The organism is Tenacibaculum piscium, assembly GCF_021390755.1.
Lineage (GTDB): Bacteria > Bacteroidota > Bacteroidia > Flavobacteriales > Flavobacteriaceae > Polaribacter > Polaribacter piscius.
In genome coordinates, this window is record NZ_JAJGWR010000005.1 from 90,544 (window position 1) to 106,370 (window position 15,827).

The 15,827-nt window shown below is 31.6% G+C and carries 12 protein-coding genes; 9 read left to right on the forward strand and 3 right to left on the reverse strand.

From position 1 onward, the window contains the following. Window positions 1–121: 121 nt before the first annotated feature. Both L0U72_RS09765 and L0U72_RS09770 read left to right on the forward strand, forming a co-directional pair. Window positions 122–1,894, forward strand: a complete 1,773-nt coding sequence (locus tag L0U72_RS09765) for an AMP-dependent synthetase/ligase (RefSeq protein WP_233884899.1) — start codon at window positions 122–124, stop codon at window positions 1,892–1,894. A 106-nt stretch (window positions 1,895–2,000) separates the two neighbouring features. After that, window positions 2,001–3,620 carry an RluA family pseudouridine synthase gene (locus tag L0U72_RS09770; protein ID WP_233899007.1) on the forward strand — a complete coding sequence of 540 codons (1,620 nt, stop codon included), beginning with the start codon at window positions 2,001–2,003 and terminating at the stop codon, window positions 3,618–3,620. A gap of 36 nt (window positions 3,621–3,656) precedes the next feature. On the opposite strand, the gene L0U72_RS09775 is transcribed toward L0U72_RS09770, so the two are convergent. Continuing rightward, window positions 3,657–4,952 (reverse strand): MFS transporter, encoded by a 1,296-nt coding sequence (locus tag L0U72_RS09775; protein ID WP_233899008.1) that lies wholly within the window; start codon window positions 4,950–4,952, stop codon window positions 3,657–3,659. Window positions 4,953–5,029: 77 nt separating this feature from the next. Then, entirely contained in the window at window positions 5,030–5,839 is an 810-nt protein-coding gene (locus L0U72_RS09780) for a M48 family metallopeptidase (protein ID WP_101917151.1), read from the reverse strand. A gap of 174 nt (window positions 5,840–6,013) precedes the next feature. Between L0U72_RS09780 and L0U72_RS09785 the strand changes: the two genes are divergently transcribed. Both L0U72_RS09785 and L0U72_RS09790 read left to right on the forward strand, forming a co-directional pair. Continuing rightward, the gene (locus L0U72_RS09785; protein ID WP_233861920.1) at window positions 6,014–6,880 is read left to right on the forward strand and encodes an alpha/beta hydrolase; all 867 of its coding nucleotides are present in this window, start codon (window positions 6,014–6,016) and stop codon (window positions 6,878–6,880) included. 217 nt (window positions 6,881–7,097) lie between these two features. Further along, complete coding sequence (locus tag L0U72_RS09790; protein ID WP_233899009.1) at window positions 7,098–9,953, forward strand: TonB-dependent receptor; 2,856 nt, start codon at window positions 7,098–7,100, stop codon at window positions 9,951–9,953. A gap of 103 nt (window positions 9,954–10,056) precedes the next feature. Here L0U72_RS09790 and L0U72_RS09795 read toward each other — a convergent pair whose 3' ends face one another. Next, complete coding sequence (locus L0U72_RS09795) at window positions 10,057–10,407, reverse strand: 4Fe-4S dicluster domain-containing protein (protein WP_101917154.1); 351 nt, start codon at window positions 10,405–10,407, stop codon at window positions 10,057–10,059. Between the two features lie 70 nt (window positions 10,408–10,477). Here L0U72_RS09795 and L0U72_RS09800 point away from each other — a divergent pair, with 70 nt between their 5' ends. From L0U72_RS09800 to L0U72_RS09820, 5 genes are all read left to right on the forward strand, one after another. Beyond that, window positions 10,478–11,539: an acyl-CoA reductase gene (locus L0U72_RS09800; protein ID WP_233899010.1), complete on the forward strand. Its 1,062-nt coding sequence runs from the start codon at window positions 10,478–10,480 to the stop codon at window positions 11,537–11,539. An 80-nt stretch (window positions 11,540–11,619) separates the two neighbouring features. Then, window positions 11,620–12,708: a 3-phosphoserine/phosphohydroxythreonine transaminase gene (gene serC, locus L0U72_RS09805; protein WP_233899011.1), complete on the forward strand. Its 1,089-nt coding sequence runs from the start codon at window positions 11,620–11,622 to the stop codon at window positions 12,706–12,708. A gap of 54 nt (window positions 12,709–12,762) precedes the next feature. Next, window positions 12,763–13,719: an NAD(P)-dependent oxidoreductase gene (locus L0U72_RS09810; RefSeq protein WP_233861927.1), complete on the forward strand. Its 957-nt coding sequence runs from the start codon at window positions 12,763–12,765 to the stop codon at window positions 13,717–13,719. A 66-nt stretch (window positions 13,720–13,785) separates the two neighbouring features. Beyond that, a complete protein-coding gene (locus L0U72_RS09815) occupies window positions 13,786–15,033 on the forward strand; it encodes a DUF1015 domain-containing protein (RefSeq protein WP_101917158.1) in 1,248 nt (415 codons plus the stop codon). Window positions 15,034–15,093: 60 nt separating this feature from the next. Further along, window positions 15,094–15,804 (forward strand): YggS family pyridoxal phosphate-dependent enzyme, encoded by a 711-nt coding sequence (locus L0U72_RS09820; protein ID WP_233899012.1) that lies wholly within the window; start codon window positions 15,094–15,096, stop codon window positions 15,802–15,804. The last annotated feature ends 23 nt before the right edge of the window (window positions 15,805–15,827 follow it).

Sequence of the window (15,827 nt, forward strand, 5' to 3'; positions counted from 1 at the left end):
TTTAAAAATAATAGTAGCTCTTAAAAAAACCATAAAAAACTAACAATCAAACAGTAAGATTAAATTTGTACAATCGATGGAATTTACCTAATTTGCAATACGCAAAAAAAACAACAACTTTATGTCGATTGAAATCACCCGTCTTTTTGACTTCCCATATCACTTGAAAGAAACTTATAATTTAGATAAAGCTTTTAGCACTAAATATAATGGTACATGGGAATCTATTTCTACTCAAGAATATATTGATAAAGCCAATACAATTAGTAGAGGTTTACTACGTTTAGGCGTACAACCGAATGATAAAATTGCGGTAATTTCTTCAAGCAATCGTACAGAATGGAATATTTGTGATATCGGTATTTTACAAACTGGTGCGCAAAATGTACCTATTTATCCAACTATTTCAAAAGAAGATTATGAGTATGTTTTAAATCATTCTGAATCAACATATTGTATTGTTTCTGATGAAACCGTTTTAGAAAAATTAAATCAAATTAAAGGAAATACAAAGTTAAAAGGTGTTTTTACTTTTGATGCTATTGCCAATGAAAAAAGTTGGAAAGAAATTTTAAAACTTGGTGAAGATACAAGCAACCAAAGCCAAGTAGAAGCGAGAAAAAAGAAGGTTACCTCTGATAGTTTAGCAACCTTAATTTACACCTCTGGAACTACAGGAAAACCTAAAGGTGTTATGCTTTCTCACGGTAATATTGTTGCCAATGTATTGGCGAGTGAAAAAAGAGTTCCATTAACATATGGGCAAGAACGTGGACTGAGTTTTTTACCTGTTTGTCATGTTTTTGAACGCATGATTTTATACTTATATCAATATTGTGGAGTTTCTATTTATTTTGCAGAATCGATTGAAAAACTAAGTGAAAACGCTCAAGAAATTAAGCCACATGTTATGACAGCAGTTCCTCGTTTATACGAAAAAATTTACGATAAAATTTATGCCAAAGGAGCTGATTTAACAGGTATCAAAAAGAAATTATTCTTTTGGGCTATTGATTTAGGACTTCAATATGAACCATACGGAGCGAACGGTTGGTGGTACGAAAAACAATTAAGTATTGCTCGTAAACTCATTTTCTCTAAATGGCAAGCTGCTTTAGGAGGTGAATTAAAATTAATGGTTTCTGGTTCAGCTGCCTTACAACCTCGATTAACCAGACTATTTACCGCCGCTGGAATGCCTGTTATGGAAGGCTACGGACTTACCGAAACCTCTCCTGTAATTAGTGTAAATGACCTTAGAGATGGTGGTTTTAGAATAGGAACCGTTGGTAAAGTTTTAGATGGAATCGACTTAAAATTTGCTGATAGTGGCGAAATTTTAGTAAAAGGTGCTAACGTAATGTTAGGCTATTATAAAGATCCTGAAAAAACTGCAGAAGTTATAAAAGATGGTTATTTTTATACCGGTGATAAAGGAGAATTAGATGCTGATGGTTTCTTAAAAATTACAGGACGTACCAAAGAAATGTTTAAAACTTCAGGAGGAAAATATATTATTCCACCATTATTAGAAGGTGAATTAAAAGAATCTCGTTTTATTGAACAAGTAATGGTGATTGGTGAAGGCGAAAAAATGGCCTGTGCTCTTATTCAACCAAATTTTGATTTTGTAAAAGAATGGGCTTTAAGACATGGAATTGAATTAAAGTCAAATGAAGAATTAATTAAAAATCAACAAGTTATTGATCGTATTGAAAAAGAAGTCGCTTTATGTAATACACATTTTGGAAAATGGGAAACCATTAAAAAGTTTGAATTAACTGCCGATGAATGGTCTATAGAAGGAGGACACCTTACCCCTACTTTAAAAATGAAACGTAACGTTATTAAAGAAATTTATAAAGATTTATACGAAAAAATTTATAGAAGTTAAATTTTTATTATTTGATATACTTTTCAAAAGTGTACTCAAAAAAATTAAAAAAGTGTTGTGATAAGCAACACTTTTTCTGTTTTTATTTATTATTTTATTTAAAATTATGCCTAAATTTATTGAATTTACTTCGGATATTAGTAATATTGAAATTCCTGAAAAATTTGATTATCCTCATAATTATACGCCGCATATTTTAGCCAAAATTGCTTCAGAAGAATTACAAGAATATTTAAAAAATCAAACGGATTTTTCTCATAATTTTCAAGATTTAGGAAAAATGTTTGGCGTTTTAATCGTTAAAAACAAGCAAAATAAAATCGGTTATTTAAGTGCTTTTTCAGGAAAAATTGCTCAAAGTACACAGCACAAACACTTTGTTCCGCCCGTTTATGATGTTTTAAAAGAAAATGGTATTTTCCTAGAAACAGAAAAAGTAAACATTCAAATTAATCAAGAAATTTTAATTTTAGAAAATAATTCAGCGTATCTAAAAACTAAAAAAAACTTCCTAATTCAGCAAAAATCTAACGAAAATTTATTTCAAGAAGAACAAAAAATCCTCAAAAAAAGACGACAACTAAGAAAATTAGAAGCAAAACAAGATAATCAACAAAATATTAATGAAGAATTTTATCTGCGAGAATATCAAATTTATTTAAAAGATAAAATTCGTCCTTTAGAAAAAAAATACACCGATTTTCAGCAGCAAATTGAGCAATTAAAACAACAACGAAAAGAACTTTCAGCATCAGGACAGCAAGAAATATTTAAGCAATATCAGTTTTTAAATGCTGAGAAAAAAACAAAAAATTTAACCGATATTTTTAAAAATTCAACCCAAAAAATTCCCGCAGGTGCAGGCGATTGTTGCGCGCCAAAATTATTACAATATGCGTTTTTAAACAACTTCACTCCTATTTGTATGGCGGAATTTTGGTGGGGAAATCCGTTAGCTACATCAGTTCGAAAACATAAAAATTATTACGATGCTTGTTCTGGAAAATGCAAACCGATTTTAAAACACATGCTTCAAGGAATTGCAGTACATCAAAATCCTTTACTTCTCGAGAATCAAGAAAATACAAAAAAAGACACACAGAAAGACAGAAAGACAGAACTCAAAATTATTTTTGAAGATGCTTATTTAGTCGCTATTAATAAACCAACAGGATTATTATCCGTAGCTGGAAAAGAAATCAGTGATTCAGTGGAAAATCGTATTCAAAAAAAACACCCAAATGCCTTGATCGTTCATCGATTAGATAGGCAAACTTCTGGAATTTTACTGATTGCAAAAACATTAGAAATCTATAAAAAATTACAAATACAATTTATCAACAAAACAATTAAAAAGCGTTACATAGCGGTTTTAGATGGGGTTTTATCCGAAGAAAATGGCGAAATAAATTTGCCATTAAGAGTCAATTTAAATGACAGACCCAAACAATTGGTTTGTGAACTTCACGGAAAAAAAGCACTTACAAAATGGGAAATTATCAAAATTAAAAATGCTAAAACCTACGTTTATTTTTATCCAATTACAGGAAGAACACATCAATTACGAGTACATTCGGCACATTATTTAGGTTTAAATTCGCCCATTATTGGCGATGATTTATATGGAAAAAAAGCAAATCGCTTATATTTACACGCTCAAAAAATTAGCTTTATACATCCTGTTTCAAAAAAAATCGTAACTTTTAAAACTCCTACACCTTTTTAATTATTTCTTAGAACCTGTTTAAAGTGTAGAAAATAATTAAGCGACATATTTTGTTTTTTTCATGGTACTTAACACTAATAATGACGCTAAAAAGAAAACTGCCAAACATAATACACTCCATTGCATCGAATCTGTAATGGCATATAATGCTCCGTAAACCGAAGTTCCTAGAACAATGGCTATTTTTTCCGTAACATCATAAAAACTAAAATAAGTGGCGTTATCTTGCGTATCTGGCAATAACTTTGAATATGTTGAACGAGTAAGCGTTTGAATTGCACCCTGAACCAATCCTAATAAACCGCCTAATCCATAGAAATACATTCCTACATTTTCTTGTGATTTATCCAACGAAAAAGCGAAAAAACATACTAGCATCCAAATGATAATCGTTATTTTTAAAGCAGTGATATTTCCAAATTTCCCTGAAATCCTCGAAAAAATATAAGCCCCCAAAATAGCGACAACTTGCACCAATAAAATAGTCAAAATCATATTAAAAGTTGGTAAATTTAATTCTGATGAACCAAAAATTGCTGCCATTAAAATAATCGTTTGTACTCCGATACTCAAAAAGAAAAAGGATATTAAAAAACGCTTTAAAGTCGGATAATTTAAGACTTCTTTATATACCATTTTTAACTCACTGTACCCTTTCCAGATATAATCGTTATCGGGCTGTTTATTGTAAATATCGTCGGGTAGTTTTTTAAAGGTAATTTGTGCAAAACCAATCCACCAAAGCCCCACCATCACAAAAGAAATACGAGATGCCATACCCGATGTAATCCCAAATAATTCAGGTTTTTGAATCAATATTAAATTGATAATCAACAAAATAACAGAACCAACATAACCATAAATAAAACCTTTTGCACTGGCTTTATCTTGTTGTTCTGGCAAGGCTACTTCGGGTAAATACGCATTGTAAAATACCCAACTTGCCCAAAAACCAATACTTGCTAAAATGGTAAATAAAATACCAATCCAAACAGTAGCAACACCTTCAAAAAAGAATAAAGCGATTACCGATAAACCACCCATCCAACAGAAAAATTTCATAAATTTTTTCTTACTTCCTGTGTAGTCGGCAATTCCTGATAAAATTGGCGAAATAAGTGCCACCACTAAAAAAGAAAATGACAACGCATAGCTATATAAACTATCAGGATGTTCCCAATCCATCCCTAAAAAACGGACTGTTTTTCCTTTGGTTACCGCACTGTAATATAACGGAAAAACTGCCGTACTAATCACTAGTGAATATACTGAATTTGCCCAATCGTAAAACGCCCACGCATTGATTAACTTTTTATCGCCTCTTTTATACATATATCTTAAAATAAAAAAACCGTTCGTAATAACAATAAATTATTACGAACGGTTTGCAATATAAAAAATTTATGATACTATCCTTTTACGCCTCTGTTAAATTTAGCGGCTAATTGTTTTGCTTCTGGCAAATAAGCTCTAAGTGTTCGAATACGTGTTTGATTCGAAGGGTGTGTACTCATAAATTCTGCAGGTGCTTTTCCTTTTGACATTTGACTCATTCGTACCCAAACCTCAGCGGCTTCACGACCGTTATATCCTGCCATTATCATAAAAACCAATCCTAATTTATCGGCTTCTGTTTCATGACTTCTACTAAAAGGCAACATAATTCCGACTTGTGTTCCTAAACCATATGCGGTGTTAAAAAGTTGTGCATTTTTGCTATTCGCCGTTCCTAAAGCAACCGCAGCACCACCTAATTGTTGTAATTGACCAGTAGACATACGCTCTTGACCGTGTTTTGCAAATGCATGTGCAACTTCATGTCCCATTACTGCTGCAATCCCATCTTCATTGGCACAAATTGGTAAAATTCCTGTGTAAAAAACTACTTTTCCACCTGGCATACACCAAGCATTTACGGTATTATCTTCTACTAAATTAAATTCCCAACGATATGAATTTGCTTCTGATGTCATTCCGTTGGCTCTCATAAAACGATCTACTGCTGAAGAAATATTTTTACCAACTCTTTTTATTTGGTTTGATTTTGTAGCGTTTGTAGATAATTTATTTTCCTGTAAAAAACCTTTATACTGTGCAAAACTTGCTGGTAATACTTGCGCATCGCTTACAAAATTAAGACGTTTTCTACCTGTAATTGGCACGGTGCTACATTGTACTAAAAATAAAGCGACCATTCCTAAAGCTATAATTTTTTTCATTTTTTAATTTTTTTGATGATTTTTAGTTGTTATTTATATTTTTAATATTGGTTGTTCTATTATGACACATTTTAAAAATAATGTCACAAAAATAGCAAACTAATTATATCTTTATCCCGATAAAAATCATAAAATCTATTTTAAAATAAGTCTAAAATAAACTTAATAAATTTAATGAAGTTAAAAAATACATTACTGTTTCCTCCAACACTTGTTATTCCAAAACCGATTACTTTTTTAGCAAAGGGAATACAGTTATTCTCGACACATTTAACCGCCAAGTTTGCTACGGTTCTTTTTAGCACTCCTGTAAAATTCCCAATTCCGAAAAGAGAAAAAATAATGTTTGAAAGCGCACAAAAGAAAACAATTTTTGTGCCAAGTATTGCTAAAAATATCGAAGTTTTATCCTATGGATATTCTCAAAAGAAAGTATTATTAGTACACGGTTGGGCAGGTAGAAGTACGCAATTGTATATGATTGCCGATAAATTATTAGAAAAAGGCTATATGGTTATTTCTTTTGATGGTCCTGCGCATGGAAACTCATCAGGAAAAACAACATCAATGCCCGAATTTATAGCAACTATAACCGAAATTAATAAACAATTTGGTTCTTTTGAAAGTGCTATTGGACATTCTTTTGGTGCAATGTGCTTATACAACAGTGTTTCTACTGATTTTAAAATCAATAAATTAGTGACTATTGGAGCTCCTGATAGCATTTCTAACGTACTTTTTAATTTTGCAAATAGTTTGAAAGTAAAGCCTGTTATCGGTGAAAAAATGAAGCAATTTTTTGATGAAAAAGCACAAACAAATATCGATAAGCATTCTTCAAGTATTGTTGCCAAAAAAATAACGATTCCAACCCTAGTTATTCATGATGCAAATGATGGTGATGTCGCTGTGAATTGTGCGATCAACATTCGTGAAAACTTACAGAAAGGAACACTTTTAATCACCCAAGGATTAGGACACACTAAAATACTACGCAATAAAAAAGTAACTGCTGATATTGTCAATTTTATCAATCAATAACTCATCAACAAAAACTAAAAAAATAACAAATAAAATCCCTGAAAATTACCTAAAATTAGCCTTAAAATATCTTTTTTTTTATTTTTTTCTAAAAAAAATGTTAAAATAACGAGTATATTATTTCAACAGACTCCTTATTAATAATATAACCAATCATTAAAAAAACAGCTTTACCTGTAATTTGAACGTTAAATTATTACTAACTAAACACATTTTTATGAAAAAATTCACTCTTTTATTTTTTGCTACACTATGTAGTAGCCTGCTATGGTCGCAATCACAAATTTCAGGAACTATTGTCGATAGTACTAATGAAGCGCTTCCTGGAGCAAATGTTATTGAAAAAGGAACTTCCAACGGTACAAATTCTGATTTTAACGGAGCATTTAAACTAACCGTTAAAAATGATGCTATTTTAATTATTAGTTTTTCAGGATTTGAAACACAAGAAATTCCTGTAAATGGAAAAAAGAATTTTAAAATCATCTTAAAAGAAGGATTAGAATTAGACGAAGTTGTTATTACAGGTTCTCGAACGCCATCACGAAGCAACACGACAAGTGCTTTACCAATCGATGTAGTATCGGCTAAAGACCTCCAATCAACAGGGCAAACGTCTTTTGATAAAGCGTTACAATATAAGATTCCTTCTTTTAATACGGTTCAAACACCTGTTAATGATGCAACTTCTTTATTAGATCCCTACGAAATTAGAAATATGGGACCTAGTAGAACCTTAATTTTAATCAACGGAAAACGTAAAAATTTAAGTGCATTATTATACACACAAGCCGCTCCCGGACGTGGGGAAACAGGTTCTGATATTTCTGGAATCCCTACGGATGCTATAAAAACAGTGCAAGTTCTTAGAGATGGCGCTTCGGCACAATATGGTTCTGATGCAATTGCAGGAGTTATCAATATTATTTTAAAAGATAATGCTAAAGACGGTTCAGCGACTTTTAGAACTGGAATTACTAGCGAAGGCGATGGCGAAATGCTTGGCGTAAGTTTAAACAATGGTTCTAGTATTGGTGATGATAAAGGTTTTGTAAATTATACGGTTGATATTTCAAAAACAGCGTCTGCAAATCGAGCAGGAACTGTTAGTGCCGAAGGAGAATTTGCTGATTTTTATGATTCAGAAGCAACTACGCCACTTACCTTGGCTGATGTTCAAGAGTATTTAAAAAGAAACTCAGATGCCAATAATATTAATGGAACTCCAACAATGGCAGCTTCTAAGTTTTCAATAAATGCAGGATATTCACTTAGTGAAGCTACTGAAATATATGCAAATGCCGCGTATGTATTCAAAAAAGTAAATTCTTTTGCAAACCACAGAACACCGTATTGGAGAACACTTGACACAAAAGATGGATACCCATATTTAGCAGATTTTTATCCAGGAAATCATCCTACAAATGCTGGCGGTTATGACGGTTATACCCCAACTTTTGAAGGTGATTTAAATGATTATAATGCTACTGTTGGTTTTAAAACCAAAAAAAATGACTGGAATATTGACGTAAGTTTTACCACAGGTGGAAATTCACAAACTTATAGAGTGAGTGAATCTCATAATGGAAACAAAGTATATTCTCCTTCTACTTGGATTGATGCCAATAATAATGGCGATGTTGATACAGGAGAAATAACACAAGGTTCAGAATTATATAGAGAAAATAGTAAGAAATCCTACGATACAGGAGGAACAGCTTTTTCTCATAAAGTAGGGAATATCGATATTTCAAGAATACTTTCAGACCAAGTAAGTGTTGCCTTTGGTACAGAATTTAGATCGGAAGAATTTGAAGTAATCGAAGGAGAATTAGGATCTTATGATGGTGGCGGTGTCGATTCTTTTTCGGGAAATAGCCTTAAAAATTCAGGGAAATTTAGTCGATATAATTTAGGAGGATACGCAAGTTTAGATTGGGATATCAACAAAGATTTCTTGCTTAGCGGAACAGCAAGAGTTGAAAATTATTCTGATTTTGGAAGTACTTTTATCTGGAAATTAAGTTCTCGTTATAAATTTGCAGACGATAAATATACGGTAAGAGGTTCGCTTTCTACAGGATTTAGAGCGCCAACATTACATCAAATTTATACACAAAAATCACAAAATAGTTTCGTTCCAGGACAAGGAATACAAATTGGTGGTTTGGTTAGTAATGTATCATCTCAAAAAGGATTGTTAGGTTTAAAAGATTTAACAGCAGAAGAATCAACTAATTACACCATTGGAATTGGAGGAAAACCTTTTAGAAATTTCTCTTTTACGGTAGATTATTACAGTATTAAAGTAGAAGATAGAATTATTTTAAGCACGGAAGTAAAACCACCTAACACACCTGTTTTCAAAGGATTATCAGATGTTAGTTTCTTTTTAAATGCGATGGATACTCAAACTGATGGTTTAGATGTTGTTCTTGGATATAAAGGAATTGAAATCGGTGATGGTAAATTAGGACTTAATTTATCAGGAAATTATACCATTAAAAATGAACGTGTTGGAAAAGTTAAAAATCCTGCTTTTGTTACTGCTTCAAACCAATCGGTTGTAAATGAAACGCAAGAAGCCTTATTTTTCACTTCAAGACCTGAAACAAAATGGATTTTAGGAGCGAATTATAGTATCGGGAAATTTGGGTTTTCTTTAAACAATACGTATTTCGGTAAAACAAAATTTGCACAATTAGGCTTACAAAATCTGGAAGATATTTTTATAAATGCTTCGGATATTCCTACTGATGCTCTAACCGATGGAGGTTCTGATTTAAAAACAGAATTTACTCCGAAAATCGTAACGGATTTAGGAATAAATTTTACAGCTACTGATAGAATTACCATCGCGTTGAATGTTAATAATATTTTAAATGTATTACCTGAATGGAAATTTACAGATGCGACCACTACAGGACAAGCTATTTTAGATGGAGCTTCTGTTACAAGTTCTCCTTCAAATTTAATTACCTTTAACCAACGTTATTCACAAATGACCTATGATGGTTCACATTTTAGTCAATTAGGAACGATGTTTAATTTATCTGTAAATTACCAATTTTAATATAAAAATTTAAAATTTTTGTTTCTATTTTTTATTTGTTTTTTTAACAAAAAGCCAAAATCATGATGATTTTGGCTTTTTAAATATTCTAAAATTAGAAATATTATTCGTTGTGTAAAAAACGTTTTTTTGCTAACAATTCAGCTTCCGTTTCTACATTGTCATCATCAGGAACACAACAATCTACTGGACAAACTGCCGCACATTGTGGCTCTTCATGAAAACCTTTACATTCCGTACATTTATCTGCTACGATGTAATATATTTCATCTGATATTGGTTCTTGATCAGTATCTGCGTTTTCTTTTTTACCATTTGGTAACACTACATTTCCTTGTAATTCAGTTCCGTCTGCATATTTCCAATCATCTGCTCCCTCGTAAATTGCCGTATTAGGACATTCTGGTTCACAAGCACCACAATTTATACATTCATCAGTTATTATAATTGCCATAATTAATCTGTTTCAGTTTTGTAACTTTGCATTGCAAAAATAGTTCCAAATTAATTTAGAAACAAAATAAATGGATACAATCCAAAATAGAATTGAAGCTTTTATAAAACTAGGTGTCTTTTTAGGACAATTTTCTCAATCGGAAGTTAAAAAGAAAGAAAATATTCCACATAATGAATTATTTTTTGATGGTTTTAAACATCAATTAAAAATAGCCGAAGAAAATAATAAATGGTTTACTACCGATAATTTATTATTTGCAACTCAAAATTGGAGCAACGCATTATCCGAAGAAAAAATACAACAATGGATTACCAATGAAAAACTAGGAACTAATACGCCTCAAAAAGTTGCCATTATTATGGCTGGAAATATTCCATTAGTAGGTTTTCATGATTTTTTATCTGTTTTGATTTCTGGACATTCAGTTGTTGTAAAACAATCATCAAACGATAAACATTTACTGCCTTTTTTAGCCAAATATCTAGAATATATTTCGCCTGATTTAAAAGGAAAAATAAGTTTCACAGAAGATAAATTATCGGATTTTGATGCCGTTATCGCAACAGGAAGCAATAATACGGCCCGTTATTTTGAATATTATTTCAAAGGAAAACCAAACATTATTAGAAAAAGTAGAAACTCGGTAGCCGTTTTAACAGGAAACGAAACATCCGAAGATTTTGAGAGTTTAAGTACCGATGTATTTCGTTATTTTGGCTTAGGATGTCGTTCGGTTTCCAAATTATTTGTGCCTAGAAATTATAATTTTGACGCTTTTTTTAACGGAATGTATCAGCAACAAGAAATTATCAACAACGCCAAATACGCCAATAATTACGATTATAATAAAACCGTATATTTAATGAGTGAATTCGATATTTTAGAAAATGGTTTTTTAATGATTAAAGAAGATGCCAGTTACTCCTCGCCTATCGCCACCATTTTTTATGAATATTATGATACTATCGCCGATTTAAAAATAAAGATTTCGCAAGAAAAAGAAAAAATTCAATGCGTTGTTGCTCGTGATGTTTTCGAAAATGAAATCGCTTTTGGACAAACCCAACATCCCGAATTATGGGAATATGCCGACGGCGTAAATACCTTAGCTTTTTTATCGGAAATTTAAAAAAAAGAACTCGCTATAAAACTCGCCATAAATTTTGCACCTTTGTTATCTCTTAAAAATTATCCATAAAAAAGCACCAAATGAAAAAACATAACTTTAGTGCAGGTCCGTGTATTTTACCTGAAGAAGTTTTACAAAAAGCTTCCCAAGCAATTCTCAATTTTAATGATGATGATTTATCATTAATTGAAATTTCTCACCGAAGTAAACCCTTTGTTGATGTCATTGAAAAAGCACGAAATTTAGTTTTAGAATTATTAAATTTAGAAAATAAAGGCTACACCGCATTATTTTTACAAGGCGGTGCAAGTGGGCAATTTTTAATGACAGCCTATAATTTATTGAACAAAAAAGCAGGATATTTAAATACAGGAACTTGGAGTTCAAAGGCGATAAGAGAAGCAAAACTATTTGGCGAAGTTATAGAAATTGCTTCTTCAGAAGATAAAAATTTCTCTTATATTCCTAAAAATTATACCATTCCTACGGATTTAGATTATTTTCATTGTACCAGTAATAACACGATTTACGGAACGCAAATGAAAAATTTTCCAAAGACAAATGTGCCGTTAATTTGCGATATGAGTTCGGATATTTTTTCGCGTCAATTAGATTTTTCAAAATTTGATTTGATATACGCAGGAGCTCAAAAAAATATGGGTCCGGCAGGAACAACACTTGTCGTTATCAAAAATGAAATTCTAGGAAAAGTGGAACGAGAAATTCCATCAATGTTAAATTATCAAACGTTTATCGACAAAGAAAGTATGTTTAACACGCCTCCCGTTTTCGCAATTTATACCTCGATGCTAACCCTTGAATGGTTGAAAAATTTAGGCGGAATCCCGTTTATTGAAAAAGTAAACGAGCAGAAATCAGCACTTTTATATGCAGAAATTGATAGAAATAAACTCTTTGAAGGAACTGCCCAAAAAGAAGACCGAAGCCACATGAACGCTACTTTTAAACTTAAAAATGAAGCGTTGAAAAATGAATTTGATACGCTTTGGAAACAAGCAAATATCAACGGATTAGAAGGACATCGAAGCATCGGCGGATACCGCGCAAGTATGTACAACGCACTGCCTTTATACAGCGTACAAGCACTTGTCGATGTAATGCAAGAATTTGAAAGAACACAAAATTATAGCATCAGCATCAAAAAGTAAAAGAGTAAAAGAGTAAAAAAAGTAAAGAATAATTAAAGCGTAATTCAGCATACAATGAAAATATTAGCAAACGACGGAATTTCTGAAAGTGGAAAAAATACGTTAGAAAATGCAGGTTTTGAAGTAATTACAACCAAAGTTGCACAAGAACAATTACAAAACTTTATTAATGATGAAGCGATTAATGCAATCATTATTAAAAATAATATTCAAATACATTCCGAACTTATCGATAATTGCCCAAGCTTGAAATTAATAGCAAATGCAAGTACAAATAATGATAATATCGATGTTATATACGCTCAAGAATGTGGCGTAGAAGTCGTAAATATCAATGATGCAAGTGCCAACGCAATTGCAGAACTCGTTTTTGCACACCTTTTAGGAATGGTGCGTTTTTTACATCAAGCCAATAGAGAAATGCCGTTAGAAGGCGATATGAATTTTAATTCACTGAAAAAACATTTTTCTGAAGGAACAGAACTTCGTGGAAAAACATTAGGAATTATCGGCATGAATATCGACGGACAACAAGTAGCAAAAATTGCTCTCGGATTAGGAATGAAAGTAATTGGTTTTGATGTAGAATTTAATGATACCATAACAATTCCTGTAGAATTTTATAATGGTCAAGTGATTGATATCGAAATTGAAATGACAAATTCTGATGAACTTTTAAAAGATGCCGATTTTATAACCCTGCATCTATCATCCGAAGAAAATCATGTAATTGGTGCTAAAGAATTTGAAAAAATGAAAAATGGCGTTGGTTTTATTAACGTAGCTCAAAGTGGTTTAGTCGATGAAATTGCACTTGTAAATGCCATCGAAAGTGGAAAAGTAAAATACGCAGGTTTAGATACTTTTGAGAATCAACCAACACCTGAAATTCAATTATTAATGAATCCTGAACTGTCTTTAAGCCCTAATATTGCTGCTTTAACACAAGAATCACAACATAAAATAAGCACCGAATTAGCAGATAAAATTATCAATTCATTACATATTTAAACATTTTTTTGATATTTAAGCTTCTCGCTTTATTAAAAAATATCTTTAGCACTAAAAAAATTATCAATGGCAATCGTAAAACCATTTAAAGCCGTTCGAGCCACTAGAGACAAAGTGGCGTTGGTTTCGGCAAAATCACATGAAATTTATACGCCAAAAATGCTAGATGCAAAATTAGCATTCAATCCGTATAGCTTTTTACACGTCATAAATCCTGGATATAAATATCATAAACAAGATGTTAGTGGCGAACAACGCTTCAAACTCGTGCATAATCGATATTTAGAATTTAAAGAAAATGACGTTTTTAAACAAGATGAAATCCCAGCATTTTATCTCTATCAAAAAACAACCGCTACCAACTCTTTTTGCGGAATTATTAGTGCAACTTCCGTAGAAGATTATCATCAAAATATCATCAAAAAACACGAAGGAACACTCAAAGAAAGAGAATTATTATTTGAAAATTATCTGAAAAATACAGGATTCAATGCAGAACCTGTGCTTCTTACCTATCCTGATAATCCAATTATTAATAAAATTGTAGCAAAATATCAGCAAAAAAGAGCCGAATATGAGTTTTCAACCACCGATAAAGACCATCATTTATTGTGGGTTATTGATAATCAAAATGATATTCAACAATTAATTGACGCTTTTAAAGACATCGAAACCTTATATATTGCTGATGGTCATCATCGTTCAACTTCAGCGTGTTTGCTTGCCAAAAACTTAGCTAAAAAAAATCCGAAGCATACAGGAAAAGAAGCGTATAACTTTTTTATGAGCTACTTATTGCCCGAAAGTCAATTGAGTATTTATGAATTTAATCGGTTTATAAAAGATTTAAACGGACTCACTCCCGAAGAATTTTTAATCGAATTAGATACTTTTTTTAGAATCGAAAATAGAGGACAGGAATTATACAAACCCAAAGAAAAACATCATTTTAGCATGTATTTAAACGGCGAATTTTATGCCCTATACTTGCGAAAATCAAGATATAATTTTAAAAATGCCCTAAGTAAATTAGATGCACAAATTTTGTATAAAACCATTTTAAAACCTATTTTAGGAATTGAAGATATTCGAAATGCCTCTAAAATTTTATATTCTCAAGATAAATCCGATAGTTTAGAACTGAAAACCAAAGTCGATACAGGCGAATTTAAAGTTTCCTTCGGAATGTTGCCAACCTCTATCAATGAAATCAAAGAAATTGTAGATGCCGATATGTTAATGCCTCCAAAAACAACGTATATCGAGCCAAAATTAAGAAGTGCTTTAACGATTTATGAATTTGATTGTCAATAAAAAACAGCCAAACAAATCAAAAAAAATCAGCCAAAAAATTAAAAGAAAAATTTAAAAGAAATGACAGGAATTAAAGAAAATTTAGCCCAAATAAAAACTAGCATTCCAGCAAATGTAACACTCGTTGCCGTTTCTAAAACAAAACCAATCGCCGATATTCAAGAAGCCTACAACGAAGGACAACGTGTATTTGGTGAAAATAAAATTCAGGAAATGGTCGCCAAATTTGATGCTTTACCTAAAGATATCAAATGGCATATGATTGGACATTTGCAAAGTAATAAAGTGAAATATATGGCGCATTTTGTCGATTTAATTCACGGAGTTGATAGCTTTAAAACACTCAAAGAAATCAACAAACAAGCCAAAAAACACCACCGAATTATTAACTGCTTATTACAAGCCAGAATCGCCAAAGAAGATACGAAATTCGGACTGTCATTTCAAGATATTGATGCCATTATTACATCCGAAGAAATTGTAGCATTGCAAAATATTAAAATTGTCGGACTTATGGGAATGGCTACTTTTACAGACAATCAACAACAACTCGAAGAAGAATTTTTATCGCTAAAAAACTTTTTTGAAAATAAAAAACAGCAACAAGAAAATCAACAGGAAAATCAACAAGAAAAACAAGAAGTAAAAAATATTAACTTAAAAATAATATCCATGGGAATGAGTGGCGATTATCCATTAGCCATAAAAAATGGTAGTACTATGGTACGAATTGGTAGCGCTATTTTTGGAGTTCGAAATTATATTGTTTAGATTTACAGTTATCAGTTTAAAAA